8 protein-coding genes and 1 pseudogene are annotated in these 17,788 nt (G+C 60.1%); 8 read left to right on the top strand and 1 reads right to left on the bottom strand.

The features are described from left to right. Nucleotides 1-183: 183 nt before the first annotated feature. From KIH76_RS01505 to KIH76_RS01480, 6 genes and pseudogenes are all read left to right on the top strand, one after another. Nucleotides 184-8,751, top strand: coding sequence for a cell surface protein (locus KIH76_RS01505; RefSeq protein ID WP_338023526.1), 8,568 nt, complete (start codon nt 184-186; stop codon nt 8,749-8,751). Continuing rightward, nucleotides 8,699-10,759: a SpaH/EbpB family LPXTG-anchored major pilin gene (locus tag KIH76_RS01500; RefSeq protein WP_236036740.1), complete on the top strand. Its 2,061-nt coding sequence runs from the start codon at nt 8,699-8,701 to the stop codon at nt 10,757-10,759. The genes KIH76_RS01505 and KIH76_RS01500 overlap by 53 nt, the downstream gene beginning before the upstream one ends. A 218-nt stretch (nt 10,760-10,977) precedes the next feature. Next, nucleotides 10,978-11,835: pseudogene (locus tag KIH76_RS01495) on the top strand (class C sortase); the annotation flags it as partial. 294 nt (nt 11,836-12,129) lie between these two features. Continuing rightward, nucleotides 12,130-12,939, top strand: a complete 810-nt coding sequence (locus tag KIH76_RS01490) for an isopeptide-forming domain-containing protein (protein WP_219068884.1) — start codon at nt 12,130-12,132, stop codon at nt 12,937-12,939. A 77-nt stretch (nt 12,940-13,016) separates the two neighbouring features. After that, a complete protein-coding gene (locus KIH76_RS01485) occupies nt 13,017-13,373 on the top strand; it encodes a hypothetical protein (RefSeq protein ID WP_214375114.1) in 357 nt (118 codons plus the stop codon). A gap of 91 nt (nt 13,374-13,464) precedes the next feature. Beyond that, on the top strand, nt 13,465-14,478 hold the full coding sequence (locus KIH76_RS01480; protein WP_219068882.1) for a glycosyltransferase family 2 protein: 1,014 nt from the start codon (nt 13,465-13,467) through the stop codon (nt 14,476-14,478). 138 nt (nt 14,479-14,616) lie between these two features. On the opposite strand, the gene KIH76_RS01475 is transcribed toward KIH76_RS01480, so the two are convergent. Beyond that, complete coding sequence (locus KIH76_RS01475) at nt 14,617-15,399, bottom strand: nitroreductase family protein (protein WP_219068880.1); 783 nt, start codon at nt 15,397-15,399, stop codon at nt 14,617-14,619. Nucleotides 15,400-15,553: 154 nt separating this feature from the next. On the opposite strand from KIH76_RS01475, the gene ppgK reads away from it, so the two are divergent. Together ppgK and KIH76_RS01465 are read left to right on the top strand one after the other, a co-directional pair. After that, nucleotides 15,554-16,318, top strand: a complete 765-nt coding sequence (gene ppgK / locus KIH76_RS01470; protein ID WP_219069174.1) for a polyphosphate--glucose phosphotransferase — start codon at nt 15,554-15,556, stop codon at nt 16,316-16,318. Nucleotides 16,319-16,557: 239 nt separating this feature from the next. Beyond that, nucleotides 16,558-17,781: a pyridoxal phosphate-dependent aminotransferase gene (locus KIH76_RS01465; RefSeq protein WP_214375120.1), complete on the top strand. Its 1,224-nt coding sequence runs from the start codon at nt 16,558-16,560 to the stop codon at nt 17,779-17,781. Nucleotides 17,782-17,788 lie beyond the last annotated feature (7 nt).

Here is a 17,788-nt window from a genome sequence, read left to right as displayed (position 1 = left end):
TTGATCTACGTAGCAGCTAGATTTTTGGACTGATTTTGTCTGGTTTTCGTGTCTCGGGGGGGGGGTAATCATGGCATCGCATTCACGAAGAAGCGAACGTTGTTCGTAAGACCGGAAGGTGCGATGATGAGTCGGAAGTCCCGGAGTGAAAACCTCCGCACGCGTGCTGGCCGTAGGGCTGGCGTGGACTTCGCGTCACCGTACCTACGTCGTGGCGTCGCAGCCGTCGTCACCGTTGCTCTGTCGCTGACCTGCATGGTGCCGTCCGCATACGCACAAAATGATAGCGTTCTCAATTCGATCGATGGTTCCGGCGTGACCGTCATCTCCGACGGCAAGGTCGTGACCGATAATACTGTCGTGTCCGCGGCGGAATCGCTCGCCCAGCCGCGTGCGGCTGAGACGGCTGACGCCGAGACGGCCGATGCGAACGATACGGCTAATACGAACGGCACGAACGAGACCGAAGCCGCCAACAACGCGACCGATACCTCTAATACGAACGATACTGCCGGCAGCTCGACTCAAACCAATGTGAATGACGCCGCCGACAACGCGAACCAGACCAGTACGAATGACTCGTTCAACAACGACAGTAATACTGTATTCACGAACGACAACGTGTTCGGTTCCGGCAACGGCCTGACCTCCGGCGAAACGAAGACCGTGCGGACCAATGACGCCGCCGACAGCGCCGATGTCTCTCAGACTGGTGACAACGCCAACACGTCCGACAACGCCGACACCGAGTCCGCCGATCAGACGAACGCCGGCCAGTCCAAGGATTCTGGGGCTTCAGCCGACGCGTCCGATCAGTCCGCCGACACCGCTGATGCCGTCCCGGCCGCCCAAGCCGACGCCGACGCCACCCTCGACGGCCGCGACTTCGCCGGCCAGGTCACCAAGGAAATCGCCGGCAAAACCTACATCCTCATCGGCAACGAGCAGCAGCTGCGCGCGATCGGTTCGGGCAAGAAAGTCATCAAGCCGATCTGGAAAATTGAGACCGAGGAATACCAGAAGAACGGTTGCACGGAGACCATTCTTGGCATTACATATAAGCGTGATTGCTGGGTGGATATTCCTGATGTAAAGACTCAGGTGTATTCAGGCGATGCCGATCTTAATTCGGACGCGACGTTGCGTGACAAAAAAGCCGACAGCGATGACAACGGTGGCGCGTTCCCCAAGGTGGGAGATCGCAAATACCATTACGTCACTCTTGACGATAAAGGTGCCGAGGTTGCGGCGTCCAACGCGGTTACCGGTCAGACGTATACATCCACAGCCAACTACATCATCTTCCGCAACATCGACCTGTCCAAGAACGCAGAGAACGCAAACAATACGAACTGGATCCCGCTCATGTTCTCCGGGACCGTGGTTGGTGCGATCGCTGCGAATGGCGATACTCAGGGCAATCTTTTTGAGCAGATTGCCGATGATGGCCTTGGCGTGAAAGACGAAAACGTTGCGAAGCCCGTCATCAGCAATGTCGTTGTTCATCAGACCGGCGAACTGGATACCCAGAATCAGCAGGGCATCGGCTTCTTTGCATCGATCTCGCCCGCTACGACATTTGCGGCCGGCAAGCTGTTAGGGTCTGGACGTGTAACCGTCGCCAATCTAAAACTCAGCGATGTCACTGTCTCGAACGAGTCCTCGAAAGCGAAGGACAACGCCACTCTTTTGGGTACTATTACCGAGGGACTCGGCTGGATTCTCGACAATCTGCTGAAGCTTCTTCACATTGAGCTCAATCTTCAGAAACTGTTGACTCTGCATGCGGAGAATCCGTCCAATTTTGCTACGGGGGCATTTGCAGGCCGTATCTATGGGGACTCGCATGTTGTCGCATGCGAGGTCGAGAATGTCTCGGTTTTCAATGTCAAGAATATGACGGGCGGATTCGTCGGTTATGCGGAAGGCTCCACCCAATATGATGTGGTTCTTTCCGGTACTTTGGGTGATCTGACCCAGCTATTGACCAGAATCCTTAACCTTATCCCATATCTGGGTGCCGGTGATTTGGTGAATTGGCTGCTGTCTGGTGTACTTGGGCTGGACAGCCTTATTCCTACTGGATATGACAACCCCGTTATTTCCGGGTCCAAGGTCACGAATTTCAAGACGGGCGTCACCCTGGGCAATGCCGACTCCGATTTCGCGGGCGGTTTTGTCGGCATGCAGTCCGGCACGATCATCGAAAATTCGGCTGTTTCCAGCGAGAATGCGTTCACTGTTCGAGCGAACATGTATGCGGGCGGTTTTGCCGGCGTCACTCGTGACGGTGCGATCGGTGGCCTGCTCAAGTCGTTGGACGTGGATCTACTGTCGGCACTTAAGCCGCAGAGCCTCATTCAGGAATCGACGCTGACTGCCACGGGCGGCGTCCACGTGCAGGCGATCTCGTACGTCGGCGGATTCTCCGGCGCGATGGCCAATTCCTATGCGGTGAACGACGGTGTATCCGGTACTGTCTCCGTGAAAGCTGCCAAGAACAAGGACACTGATAAAGACGAATCATATGCGGGCGGTTTCACCGGCAAGGCATCCGTCGGTTGGGCCCTTGACCTGGGCAGTGCCGACGATTCCAGCAAGACCGTGGTCAAGAGCGTGGTGAACCTCGTCGCCAACCTGTTGAAAGGCAACGCGCTTAACACCAACAATTCCGGTGACCTGCTGAGTCTTGCTGGCGTGAGCCCATCCGCGATTCTTGGCACGCAGATGGACGGAACCATCGACGTGAACGCTCAAGGAGACTACGCGGGTGGTCTTATCGGTGCCGGTGACGGTACGGTGATCGGCGATTCCTCGAAAGAGCACCTCGAGAAGTTCGCGTTGTGGAAGTACAACAATCCGCGCGCGTTCCCGGCCCCGCGCTCAACATCTATCAAGGGCGCGCACTCGGTGACGGCTGGCGGCTCATATGCGGGTGGTGTCGCAGGCTCACTGAAGCCGGCTGCCGTTGCGGCGCTGCTCAATGGTGTTCTGAACATCAATGATGTTATCGGGGATATCACTGAGGAACTCAAAAAAGCTTTCAAAGATCTTCCCTCCACGCTCGGCGACGACAATCAGTTCGCGACGTTTGAGTTGTCGAATGTCACCGTTGAAGGCGACGCCACGAATGGCCTGACGGTTTCGGCGAATGGAAGTTATGCCGGCGGCGTCATTGGTTTCGCAACCGGCGGCAACGTGCAGAATGTGCCGTTGACGAATCTCGCCGGTGTTCAGGCGCAGGGCGAAGCCGGTGGTTATATCGGCTTCACCGGCCCGAGCGATACCGTGGGCACGCAGGGTATCAACCTTCTTGGTCTCATTCAGGTTTCCGGTCTGCTGTCGGTGGCGAAGTATTCCTCCGTGGAGGTCCGCAATGCGAGTGTTGCCGGCGTGGGGGCGGGGTTCACCGTCACCGCCACAGGCAAGAACACGGCCGGTGAGACCAACGACTACAACGCGGGTGGTTTCTATGGTCAGGCCAACAGTACCAAGACCATCGATGCGCATGTGACCAACCTCAAGTCGGTAACTGCCGATACCGAGCATGCCGACGCTACTGCGGGCGGTTTCGTCGGCTATTCCACCACCGGCGGATTGGCTGACGCGATCAACGACTCCGAAGACACCAGTCTGCTGCCGGGACTGAAGGATGCCAAGCTGCTGTCCATCAACGGCCTGCTCGGTGCCGTGCCGTACCTCATCCCGAACTATAAGGACACAACTGTGTCCTATGTGAACGGCGGCTACGTCGAGGGTGATATCGCTGGTGGTTTCGCCGGAAACTTCGAAAGCGGCAAGATCAACGTGTTCACCGCCGACGAGATTAAGGAAGATGCCACTCTTGAGGAGCTGCAGACCAAGGTCAAGGCCAGCCCGTGGGCGGTCATCAACATCGACCATGTGACCGGCGGCGCGTATGCCGGTGGCTTCGGCGGCAAGGTCGTGTCCGGTGCGCTTGCCACGGCCGGCAAGGGCGGCATCAGCCTGCTCGGCAAACTCGGTACGGTCGATATCACCAGCCTGCTGCGCCTCGTTTCCGGTTACGTACCGTTCATCTTGTATGCAGGCGTCAAGTCCGACCTTGATACGTTCAAGGCTGCTTCCGCCGATCCGGATTCCGTGAATGAAAACGGGGACTACGGCTTCACCGTTTTGGCCAAGCGACTCGCCGGCGACGGCACCACCGACCTCAACGCCGGTTCCGCCGGTGGTTTCATCGGCTATGGTTCCGGCGTGCAGGTGAGCACGTCGTCGGTCACGCAGCTGCGTCATACGACGGTGAAGGCTCCCAAGAATCTGGAAACGACCGATGCTGCCACTATCAGCAATACCTATCTTGGTAGTGGCAGCTCCTACGCCGTGGATTCCGCACGATATGCCGGCGGCTATATCGGCAAGATGGACATCGGTTCCACCGCCGCCGTGGGCGAAGGCCTTGATCTGCTCGGAGGCACGGTCGGTGAAATCAATGTGCAGGAGATCCTCAGCGTGCTTGACGTGGTCGTCTCCACCATCGAACATTCCGACGTGACCGGCGGCACCGGCGGCTATTCGGTGCGTTCCAGCGCGGCCGATCATATCGGTGCGGATAACAAGTCTGATCCGCTTGGCATGGCCGGTGGTTTTGTCGGCGACATCGAAGGCGGTCATATTCAGAACTCGAACGCGCACGAATTCGTCTATATCTTCGGCCAGGTTGCCGCCGGCGGGTACGTAGGCACGATGCAGCCCGGTGCCGCCGCCAACGTACTGGGCAAGGGTAACGTGTTCAAGTTCCTGCTTGACGCGAGCAATGCGGCATCCGCGATTCAGACCTTCGTGCCGACCATCCGTAACAGTTCTACCGATGCCGTGATCTGCGGCGGTGCAGTGCGTGCTCAAGCCGCATCCGACACGACTACCCGCCGAGGCATGGCTGGCGGTTATGTCGGCCATAACCGTGGTGGCCATGTTTGGGGCAACAACAGCAAGGCATGGTCGAGCATCGCCGGAGCCGCAGTGACCCAGCATGAGGCGTATGCCGCACGTATCCGCAGCGTCTACGGCCACGAACTCGCCGGCGGCTTCACCGGATTCATGGAAGCCGCCGACACCGCGGATGCCGGTACGATCTCCGTTCTCGGTGGTCTGGTGAAAGCCGCTGGCATCGTCAGCGCGCTCCAGCTGGTCTACCCGACCGAGGAACACACCCGTGTGACCGGTCCGCTGCGCAACGTGAGCCTCGACCAGTGGCAGACATGGGTCGACAACATCGGCAAGTACGGTGCATACGGCAAGGAATTCACCGACGTTACCAAGGCCGGGAAGGCGAAGGCCTTTGCGGATCAGACTGCTCTTGATGAGTTCCTGAACGGTTACGTCTTCGGTTTCAACGTGATCGCCGGTCGCGGCCAGTTCGCAGGCGATACGGAAACACGCCAGAAGTGCATCGCCGCCGCGAAGAACGACAAGGATGCGCTGGCGAAGTGCTACGAGCTGGGCGCGAACCTGCGCGACTCCGGTGTGGCCGGCGGTCATGTCGGTCTTATGCGCACCGGCACGATCACCGACGGCCAGTCGCAGGACGTCAAGAACGTCACCGCGATGCGTGCGGCCGGCGGCTACGTCGGCTCGATGGAAGCCGGTTCGGTCGCCAAGTTCGGCAGCGTCGAACTGCTCGGTCTGGTCGATCTGGACCTCGGTTCGCTGCTTGGTATGCCACAGATCTTCGTGCCGGTCATCAAGTCGTCCAGCGTGGTCGGCTACCGCAAGGGCATGACGGTCAAGGTGACCGGTACCGAGATTCTGTACGGCAACGGCAACGCCGGCGGTTACGTCGGCATGACGGTCGGCGGCCAGATCTGGGGCGACCTTGATTCCAATGGCAATAAGCTGGAAGGCGACGCCAAGGCGGCCCGTGCCGACGTGTCCAACCTGCGCAAGGTGTCCGGCACCAACAACGTGGGCGGCTACGTGGGACTTGCCGTCTCCGGCTCGACCGCGGACGTGGACACCAACGCGTCCGAAGGATTCCTGCAGATCGTGCTGAACTCCCTGATCAACAACGCGAACCCCGCGCACCTGGTGAACCTGCTGCAGGCCACGGTCGTGACCATTCGCGGCGCTCATGTGAGCGCGGACGATACGGCGTGGGGCTACACGGTCGAAGGAAAGTACACCCTGGCCACCGGCACCGGCGACTCGGCAGTCGCGACCACCAAGTATGCGGTCACGGCCGGCGGCTTCGCGGGCTCGCTGCAGGCCGCGATCCTCGGCGACCGCAACTCCGCCAAGGGTTCTGGCACTGCAACGGACACGTCCAACGATCCGTCCGAGAACACGGTATCCGATCTGCGAGCCGTCGAAGGAGGCCAGTACGCCGGTGGCTTCTTCGGCCTAGCCGACGTGTCGTCCGTCGCCTCCGTAGGCGGCGGCACGTCCGGCACCACTGAGGACACGAATCTGGTACTCAAGCTGCTCAATGTCGGCAACGTCGGCGTGCTCGAAGCGTTCCGCACGTTCATCTACGACGGTCGAGTAAAAGGCGTGGCCGACGGCATCCAGGTCAAGGCGCACGATTCCAACAAGTCCGGCATGCTCGACACCACCCGCTTCACCGGTTCCGCCGGCGGTTTTGGCGGCGGACTGATCAATGGCTCCGTCAAGAAGTCCGGCGTTACCAACCTCAACAGTGTCACCGGTCTGAACTACGTGGGCGGCTTCATCGGCCATCTCGGCAAGTCCGGCACGGTCGACGCCAGCAAGGCGCAGGTCGCGAACGGCCTGTTGGCTGGCTTAACCGCAGGAGTGCTCGACATCTGGGGGTCGCACGTCGAAGATTCGACGGTGACCGGAATCAATGCCGGATATACCGTCACCGCCACGCATGATGGTGCCGAGTATGGTCGCAATAAACTGCTGACGGCGGAAGACCGCGAGGGTGTCGAAATTGCCGGCGGCTTCGTCGGGTATGCGGACCTGTCCCGCATTTCCGGAGACAAGGTCACGAATCTCAAGAAGGTGTCCAGCGGCGAAATTGCCGGCGGCTTCGTCGGACAAACCACCAAGGCGTATCTGGTGGATGCCGGTGTGAACTCGGCACTGGTGGACTTGCTGCTTAAGTACATCGTCAATCCGTTGCTCGATATCCTGTATGTCGACAAGATCCAGAACATCGGCAACAAGCTGGACGACTGGAAGGAACAGAAGTTCGGCCGGCTCACCGAGTTCATCGATCTGGAACTGTTCACCGACGGCAATGCGCTGTACGTGAACCTGCTCGGATTGAAGGTCGGCGTCGCGCTCGACAAGCATGGCACTGAAGACGACGATACGGACGACACGGCGGACATCTTCATCGGCGACTCGCACGTCACCGTCGGATGCTCCAAGAAGGGTGTCAATTCCTCTGACGTCGACAACGTCAAGGTGCAGCTCATCAAGGCGAACCGCACGAAGATCAATACGTCCTTGGTCCAGGGCATTTCGGACGGCTACGACGTGTTCGGCGGGGGAGCGACGCAGGAGTCCGATGGCACGAAGGATCTCAAGACTGGTTACGCCGGCGGTTTTGTGGCCGTGAACGACGAGGGGTTGCTCGAGAACAACGATATGACCTACGCGGACACGATCCGTGGCACGAGCGGTCTGGTCGGTCCGTTCTCCGGCAAGACGAACCTTGAATCCGTCTACGACTTCAACACGGTGTACGGCATCGAAGGCAACGGCAACACGTACCACATCTACCGTGACGTGCCGTGGAACTGGTCGTACGCGCTCACCAAGGACAGGAAACAGTTCACGTTTGGCTCGCATATGGATGACGGTACCGGTTCCACAGGTTCCGAAGGTACCAGCGGTGTGCTGAAGTTGCATCTCAACCGGTACGACGTGGCGCACTTGGCCCGTAGCTTGGTGCCCGGTACCGCCAACCAGTACACGAATCCCGATATCCAGCAATTCTCCGACTACAAGGACGCCGTGATGGCCAACAACGTGGGCGGTGTGAACGACGAGAGCGAGAACGGCACGAACAAGGCCGAACCACTTGCCGTGTACGTGTCCGCCGCTCAGGCCGATCTCATGCTCGGCACGGCGGTGACCGACAACAACGGAGGACTCACGCCCGAACCGGACGACGGCCAGGACCCGTGCGGTCTGGACGGCTGCCAGACCGTGGACCTCACCTTGAAGAAGGTGTGGAAAGACGCCGGTGCGAAGGTCGTGCGTCCGCAGTCGATCACGTTGCGGATCACCGCAACGTATACGGATGCGAATGGTAAAACCGTGACCCCGAAGACGATCGACTGCTCCACGGACGAATGCGCAACCATCACGAAGCAGGGCAACCCGTGGAACGTGGTGATGGACAAGTCCAACGCGTCGTCTGGCAACGCCGATGTGTGGCGCAAGAAAATCTCCGGACTGCCGGTCGCGTTCATCGACACGGCCGCGGACAGAACGCAGACCGTGCGCTACTACACGTACACGGTCAAGGAGATCGCCATGACCTACCCGGGCAAGGACCCGGTGCGCGACTACGACAAGACGCCGACCGAAGCCGGATACCACGTGAACGTCTCCTACGACTCCAAGGAATACGTGGCGACCGTGACGAACACGGTGACCGAAATGCCGAACACCGGCGGCTCGGGCACGCAGTGGATCGCGATGCTCGCCGTGATCATCCTCGGACTCGGCACCGCATGGTACCTGCATGACACCGGCAAGACCGGCGCTCGCCGAAAGCGAGGTAAGCATCATGCGTAGATTCCCCGTCATTTCGACCGAGAGTGGTCTTCATCCTGTCATTTCGACCGAGCGTGATTCTTCTTGTGTCATTTCGACCGAGCGCAGCGAGCGGAGAAATCTCTTGCCGGCAACGCCCCTGAAAGATTTCTCGACTCGGCTTCGCCTCGCTCGAAATGACATAAGTGAGAGCTTGCACGATCGGAATAACACAGCGCGACCAGCGCTCCCTAAGATTTCCGCCGCTTCGGTGGCGGGCAACCCAATGTCCAATCCGTCCTTTCCGGCAGACAACCGGAAATCATGGGAAACCAAGGAGAAAGGAACAGTGATGAAGTCACTGATCAAGAAACTCGCCGCGGTGATCATCGCCGCTGCGACCATGCTCGGCACCGCCGGGCTCGGCGCCGTCACCGCCACCGCGGCCGGCAGTGCTACGCTGACGGTCACCTCTGCCCAGAGTGCATTTGTCGGCAAGACCGTGAAGTACGTGAAGATGTTCACGGCCACGGATAATGATAACAATGGCACTTATGATTATGCATTGGACAATGCTTGGAAGGACTTCTTCAAGGCATCCAAGGCTAACGGTGGTCCTGGCATCGAAGGTGTGACGGACGCTAATGTGTCCGCGAAGGCGGAGGTTTACATCAAGGGCCTGTCCGAAGAGGATCTTGCCACGTTTGCCGATCTTGCTTCTGCTTGGGCGCAGAAGACGGATTCCGGCATTAAGCTGGTCGAAAGCTCTGCGGCCGCTGCTGTTACTGATAGCACCGCGAAGGCGGCAGTCACTATTGGTGAGCTTGATCTTGGCTACTATCTTGTTGTTCCGCCGACCGGTGAGGGTGCTCCGCTGGGTATCGATGGCAAGTCCCACGCGATTCTCGCGAACGTGACTGATCCGAACGTGTCGATCAACCTGAAGAAGGAATTCCCGACCGTCGACAAGACCGTTGATGACAAGGATCACAACAAGGCCGACGACAAGAACATCGGCGATACCGTCAACTTCACGCTGACCTCCACCGTGCCGGATATGACCGAGTACACCACGTACAAGTTCCTGTTCCACGATACCCTGTCCAAGGGCCTCACTTACACCGTCAATTCTGTGACGGTCAAGGTCGATGGCACCGAACTGAAGAACATTGCCGACAAGACGTACTACACGGTGACCGACCCATCGAAGGACAATGGCAACACGCTGACTGTCGAGATGAACGACTTCAAGGCTAACTTCGGCGATAAGGACACTTATGCTGGCAAGTCCATCACCGTTGAGTATTCTGCGACACTGAACGCGGATGCGGAGATCGGCAACGCCGGTAACCAGAACTCCGCGACTGTCGAGTACAGCAACGATCCGAAGTCCGATGGCACTGGCACCTCCGTGCCGAGCATCGTCAAAGTCCACACCTTTGGTTTCACCGTAGACAAGTACACCGGTGACACGTACAACGAGTCCTCTCTGCGTCTTGCCGGCGCCAAGTTCAAGCTCTACAAGAGTGCTGCTGCTGACGCGACTCCGATCGACTTTGTCGTGAATGCCGGTACTGGCTCCACCGCCACGACCGCGCGACTTGCCACGTCTGATGACAAGAAGGAAGATTCCGATACAAAGAATCAGGTTAAGTCTGAGATCGAGACTCCTGCTTACGGTCGTATCACCTACTCCGGCCTCGAAGCGGGAACGTACTACCTTGAGGAATCCGCCGCGCCTGCCGGTGGTTACACCAAGCAGGATCACAAGATCAAGGTCGTGATCACCGCCAACTACGATAAGGACACGAAGCGTCTGACCGACTGGAAGATCGATTACTACACGCCAAAGTCCGATGGTACGTATGCGGCTACCGCTACCGGTACCGATACCAAGGACAAGCCGGTTGTGCCGTTCTTGAACAAGAAGGGCCTCACCCTCCCGTCCACCGGTGGTATGGGTACGATCCTGTTCTCCGTGTTCGGTGTGCTGATCGTGGCGCTGGGTACGGCTTGGTACGTCAAGTCGAACCGCAAGTCGACCAAGTAGCTGACACCTCTCGGCCCCCTCGGCTGAGGGGGCTGTCAGCCGTAGGCTGACTGGGGGAGCGTCAAAGTTATGGAACGTTCCTTGGCTTCTACGCTCCCTCAGTCAGCTTCGCTGACAGCTCCCTCAACCGAGGGAGCCGAGGCTCCGCCAGCTTTCCTAGGATTGTCCTTGGAAAATAGAGGCGACGAGTTCCGCAAGGAATGCGTATAAGGAGATTCATGGGTAAGAAGTTGCGCGGCTTGATGCCGCTGGTGGTCATCGTGGTGGGACTGCTCGTGCTGTTCTATCCGACGATCAGCAACTTCCTCGTCATGAAGAACGCGTCCCGCGTCGTCGGCAACTACGATTCCAAGATCGACTCGCTGACTGACGAACAGTATCAGCAGATACTCGCCGCCGCCCATAAATACAACGAGCAACTCGCGGCCGAAAGCTCCGGACTGACCGACGCCCTCGCCGGCGCGGTCGACACCGAGGCGACGGACGCCGAGTACATGAAACTCCTCAACGTGAACGGCGACGGGATGATGGGCTACCTCACCATTCCGCGGCTCAAGGAAACCATGCCGATCTATCACGGCACCTCCGAGGAGGTGCTGCAGGTCGGCGTCGGTCACCTCGAACAGACCTCGCTGCCGGTCGGCGGCGCATCCACGCACGCGGCGCTCTCCGGGCACCGCGGGCTGCCCACGGCGAAACTGTTCACCGACCTGAATCTGATGAAGAAGGGCGACCGGTTCTACATCAAGATTCTCAAAGACACCTACGCCTATCAGGTCGACAAGATCACCACGGTCCTGCCGACCGACACCAAGGAACTCGCCATCGAAAACGGCAAGGACCTGGTCACGCTGATCACGTGCACGCCGTACGCGGTCAACACGCACCGGCTGCTCGTGCGCGCGCATCGCATCCCGTATACGCCCGAGCAGGAGAGCGAGGCGAAGCCGACGTTCCACGTCGACATTCCGCTGCAGTACCTGCTGCCGTCCATCGGACTGATCGTGCTGCTCATTGGATGGCGCGTATACCGGTGGAGGAGCGAGCGACACGTGCGTGCGCAGCATAGCGCGCAGTGATTTTCTTGGCTCCCTCGGTTAGGACATTGCCGTTAAGCAAACAGCAGAGCTGTTTGTAGGCAATGTGTGAGCCGACAGGCGAGCCAGCAAATAGTCAGCCGCAAGGCTGTCTTTTATTGCAGGACGCTGTCATGCGCAGCATGACTGAGGGAGCGTAGAAGCCAAGGAACGTTCCGTAGCTTTTACACTCCCCAGTCAGCTTTGCTGACAGCCCCCTCAACTGAGGGGGCCGAGGCTCCGCCAGCTTTTACGCCGAACACAATAAATACTTGATTGAAAGGAGAGCCACACATGGCTGAGATGGATGGGCGACGAGGCATCGCCGTGCGCCTGTGCGGCGTGCTCCTTGCCATCGCCACGGCACTGTCCGTGCTCACGTTCGCACTCATCACGACACCCGCGCGCACCGCGCAGGCCGCCACGGTCTACGGCAGCATCACCATCGACGCGCAATGGGATCGCGACACCGCCAATCAGACCGCCCTCGCCGGCGACACGTATGCCATCGTACGCATCGCATCCGCCGATCTCAACGCCGAAACCGGCACGATTCGCGCATTCCACACGCTGAAGTCATTCTCGAAGTTCGATCAGTCGTGGGCCAAACTCACGTCATCCGAACTCAACACGGCAGCCAAGCAACTCGACGCATACGCTGTCAAACACAAGCTGTACTCCGTCAGCGATACCTCCAACGCCGCCGGTCGCGCCTATTTCACCGATCTCGAACCCGGCATCTATCTGATCTCCCGCACCGCAGCAGCATCGGCCAACAAACGATACAGCTGCGACCCGTTCCTCATCGCCGTGCCCGAAACCACCGGCGGCACGCTGACGTTGGCAGTCACTGCCGAACCTAAGTTCTCCGACAACGGCACCGTCACCCCGCCGAACCCGGCGCCTCAGCCCGAGAAACCGAGCAATCCGAACAAGCCGAGCGAACCGAACGAGCCGACCACACCGGGCAACCAGTCCACGCCGAAAAACCCCGCCAACACCGGCGCCGCCGTCAGCATCATCGCCCTCGCCGCCATCGCCCTGACCGTGGCCGCCCTCATCATCCGCGACCTGCGCCGCGGGCGACGAGTCTCAGATCAATGAGGAACCGGTGCTCTCGCTTCCAAGAGCACCGACCCATTTACCGACGATGCAGGTAATCCATCGCCATGACATAGATCATGAAGATCATGCACATGGCATCAGCGGTGATCGTATCGATCTTTGCTGCGATGATTACCAGAATCACCGTCATGAATAGCCACAAGTCTCCTTGTGGCGGTTCCTCATTTGACTTGCACATTGCTGTGCTCCTTAGTGAGGCCACGCCAACAGCCGCTGGCGCGGCAGTGGCTCATCCTGATATCCAGGACGGGACGCTCAAGTCCGTGCGACTGGACAGAAGCGACATTGGTCATCGTATCGGAGCGGGTAGCCACGGTGTTACAATCGACAGTGTCGATGAAGCGTGCGAACCATCCACCATCAGCGGCGGCGAAACAAAGCTTTTTTTGGATGGGCTGCATCGATACCGATAAGTGGCTTGACTCCACTTTTTAGTGAGGCATAAGGGCTGATATCTGCTACGGATGTCAGCCCTTGCTCATGGTCGTGCATACAATGGAACCTATGAGCGAAAAGCATGCCGCAAAGAAGAGTATCGAGAAACTGGCGATCGTCGTCGTCACCTACAAGCGCCAGCAGCTGCTGACCAAACTGTTCGATTCGATCGAACGGCTGACCGTCGCGCCGTGGCGCATCGTCATTGTCGACAACGAGCACTCCGACGAGACGCGCGGCATGGTCGAGGACTTCTCCGCCCGCCTGACCAAGCAGTGGGGCGCCACTGTGGCCGACGCGAGCGGCAACGAGACACGCGTCGTATATGCGCCGCAGACCGCCAACCTCGGCGGCGCGGGTGGCTTCTCCGCCGGCGTGAAGAAGGCGCACGAACTCGGCGCCGAATGGTTCTGGGTGATGGACGACGACGTGGCCGTCGAACCCGACGGCATCGAAAAGCTCGCCAAATGGACGCCGCGCCACGACGTGATCCAAGGCAGCCGATACGACTTCGACGGCGGCCCGTTCTACTGGCAGTACGACTTCATCGTGCCGCTCGGCATCCCGAACCCGATCGCGCCCGCCGCGTTCGGCCGCGCCGGCTACCGCGTCATGGACACGCTGTGCTTCGAAGGCGGTCTGTTCCGCCGCCGCGTCGTCGAGAAGATCGGTCTGCCCGACCCGCGTTTCTTCATCTACTGGGACGACACGATCTACGGTTACCTCGCCAGCAAGGTCACCAATCCGATCATCGTGCCCGACGTCGTGCTGCGCCGCACGCGCGAGATCGGAAACTGGGATATCGCCGGCCTGCGCCAGCTCAACTCGACCTCCGACATGAACCGGTATCACATCATGCGCAACCGCGGCTACATGGCCCGCTATTTCATGGCGCACGGCGACTTCCGCCCGTTCCTGTTCGCGCTCGGCACGGCGGCGACCGCCGCGAAGGAGGTCATCCGTCTCGTGATGGTCGACCGCGAACATGTGAAGACCGGTCTCGTGCAGATCGCCAAGGGCTGGTGGGATTCGCGCAAGCTCATGCACGATCCGAACTGGAAGCCGATGCCGCCGCTCAAGTAGGGTGCCGCTGTACGGTCGATCGTATGATCGTGCGGTCGTACGGCGCACAGCCGTCATGCATAGCAGAAAGCGCTCGCTGATCGGGGGATCGGTGAGCGCTTTCTGCCACGTGGCACGCGTATGGTACGGCGCTGCCGGTCACCGCTTGTGAATGAACAGGCCGCCGTCGCCCCATGCCCACTCGCCGGTGCCGGCGCCGATCTGGAAGTGCAGCTTCGCGATGCCCAAGTCGTTCAACGTCTCGCGGTAATCCTCGTTCGGGTCCAAATGGGCCGCCACCGTATCGTCCGCCGCATGGTACGTGAACGTGACCGGCTGACGGTTCATCGCGCTCGGCGCCTTCATCGCCGCCTCGACGCCCGCCCTGAACCAGTCCGGCGAGGCTGCGCGTTCATCATCGCTCATGCCGGCCGTGAACTGTTCGAACGACTTCGTCGGCCGGTGCGAACGCTGGAACTCGGTCAGTTCGTCATACGACTTCGCCTGATACGCGAGGTGATGTTCCGGATAGCCGACCACCACGCACAGGTACAGTTCCTCGTTCTTCCCGATCCGGCAGTGCTTCGCCGCTTCCTCGCGATCCCAGCTGCCACCGACCCACAGCGTGCCGAGCCCGCGCAATGTGGCCGCTAGCGTGACCCGTTCGGCGTAGAAACCGGCGCGCTCGCGGGCCACGGGATCGTCCTTCGGCTCGACCAGCGCGATATAGTTCGCCGCGTTTTTCAGATGGCCGGACTCGTTCGCCGCCGCGAACACCTTCGGCTGGTTCAGGATCAGCTGCATGTTGGTTTCGGCGAGCGTGTTCACCGCGTCTATCGTCATCGAAAGCTGGCGGGCCGTATCGTCGTCGACCGGATCCTTGTCGTACGCGCGCACCGCGGTGCGGATATTGACTGCGTCAATCAGTTGTGTATGTTCCATACCTGCCGATTATCCCACGTCCACGCACGGATTGAATCGATTCTGCCGTGGAATCAATGACGCGTGTCGACCAACGCGCGTTATACAATGCCCATACCGGTTCGATATCGTTTTTCCGTTTTCCGCGGAAAAGTCACGGAAAGAGAGGTCAATGATGATTGAAACAGCGCAGGCTTTCGGCGTGGACATCGGCGGTTCCGGCATCAAGGCGGCTCCGGTCGATCTCGAGAAGGGCGAATTCGCCGAGCCTCGTCTGAAGATCCTCACCCCGGCGGTCTCCACCCCGCAGGCGGTCGCGGCGATCGTGCGCCAGCAGCTCGATCACTTCGAGGTTCCGGTCTCCGCGCCGGTCGGCATCGCATTCCCGGCCCCGATCAAGCCCGGCCAGAAGCTCGACTTCATGGCCAACCTCGACCAGTCGTGGATCGGCGTGGACGTGACCGAAGTGTTCTCCGAGGCGTGCGGCCGTCCGGTCGTCGTCGTCAACGACGCGGACGCGGCGGGTCTGGCCGAGCAGCAGTACGGTGCGGCCAAGGGACAGAACGGCCTCGTGATCGCGACCACGCTGGGCACCGGCATCGGCACCGCGCTCATCATGAACGGCACGCTGGTGCCGAACACCGAACTCGGCCACATCATCCTGGACGAGAAGCACCTCGACGCCGAGAAGTACGCGTCCTCCGCCATCCGCGAGCAGAAGGAGCTCGGCTACAAGAAGTGGGCCAAGCGACTGACCAAGTACTACGGTCTCATGGAGAAGTACTTCAACCCTGACCTGTTCGTGGTCGGCGGCGGCGTGAGCCGTCAGAGCGACAAGTTCCTGCCGTACGTCGACATCAAGACGCCGATCGTGCCCGCCAAGCTGCGTAACGAGGCCGGCATCGTCGGCGCCGCCTACTACGCCAGCACCAAGCAGTGACGACGGTTCGCGCGTAAATCCTTACCGGCTCCTCCCTTGTGGGGAGCCTTTTTGCTGCCATATGGGCGATGCTGCTCTCCCTCGTGGCGGAAAACGCTCGCTGAGATCGCCGTGAGCGAGCGTTTTCTGCCACGACGTGGTCGGAGTGGCGGTTTTCGCTCGTTGAGTGGGCTGTCAGTGAGCGTTTTCCGCCACGAGTGACTGACGGGTTTTCGTGATGCGTGGCTAGACTGACAGCCATGCGATTTTCCTCACGAGTCGATATCAGTGCGCCCAATCCGATCGCCGCAGCCGAGGCCCGGTGCAAGCGGGACGGCGTGACGCTCGGCAAGCTCAACGATTCCAACCCGACCCGGCACGGACTGGCCCCGGCATTGGTGCCGGAGGTCTACACCGCCGATCCGCGCGGGCAGCGTGCGGCACGTGAGGCATTGGCCTCGTTCCTGACGCGGACCTATGGCACGGGCACGGCGAACGATGCCGGCGGCGCGTCTGTCGCTGAAGCAGACGGCGCGACCACCTCGGTCATCGACCCGGATCGCCTGTACATCTTGAGTTCCACGTCGGAAGCCTACTCGTGGCTGATCAAACTGCTGTGCGACGCGGGCGACGCGGTGCTCGCGCCGAAGCCCGGCTATCCACTCATCGAGTCGATCGCACGGCTCGAATGCGTGGACACGGTCGAATACCAGTTGCAGTTCGACGGCTCCTGGTACATCGACGTCGCCGAACTGGAATCATTGCTGAACGGCGAGCACGGCGAACGTATTCGTGCGCTGGTGCTCATCAATCCGAACAATCCGACCGGATCGTACGTCAAACCGTCCGAACGCGAACGCATCGTGTCGTTGTGCCGTGAACGGGGCGTCGCGATCATCGCCGACGAGGTGTTCTACGATTATTCGCTCGAACCGTTCGACGGCAATGCGCGGCTGGCGGGGGAGCCGGGCGTGCTTACGTTCGCATTGGACGGATTCTCGAAGATGCTCGCCGCGCCGCATGCGAAGGTCGGCTGGATCCAGGTGTCCGGGCCGGATGCGGACGTGGCCGAAGCACAGCGACGGTTGGACGTGATCGCCGACGACTATCTGCCGATGAGCGATATCATCGCGCGGCAGATTCCGGCATTGCTGGATGCGGCCGGCTCGCAGACGGACCGTGTGCGCGAGCGTGTGCGCGGCAATCTCGCGTTGCTGCATCGGTTGCTCGATGCGGATGAGCAAGGATTCGTGAGCGTGCTGCGGGCCGAAGGCGGCTGGAACGTGCTGCTACGCGTGCCGAGCGTGATCGACGAGAACGAACTGGTGCTCGCGATGATCGAACGGCACAGCGTCTCCGGTCAGCCGGGATACTTCTTCGACATGACGTCGAACGGCTACCTGGCGATCTCGCTGCTGCCGGAGCCGGAGGAGTTCGAACGCAACGTGCGCGTCGTGCTCGACACGGTCAATGGATTGCTGTGATAGACAT

The sequence above is a fragment of the Bifidobacterium simiiventris genome (genome assembly GCF_019331715.1).
Lineage (GTDB): Bacteria > Actinomycetota > Actinomycetes > Actinomycetales > Bifidobacteriaceae > Bifidobacterium > Bifidobacterium simiiventris.
Note: the sequence above shows the minus strand (reverse complement) of the source record. Positions and strands in the feature narration are given on the sequence as shown.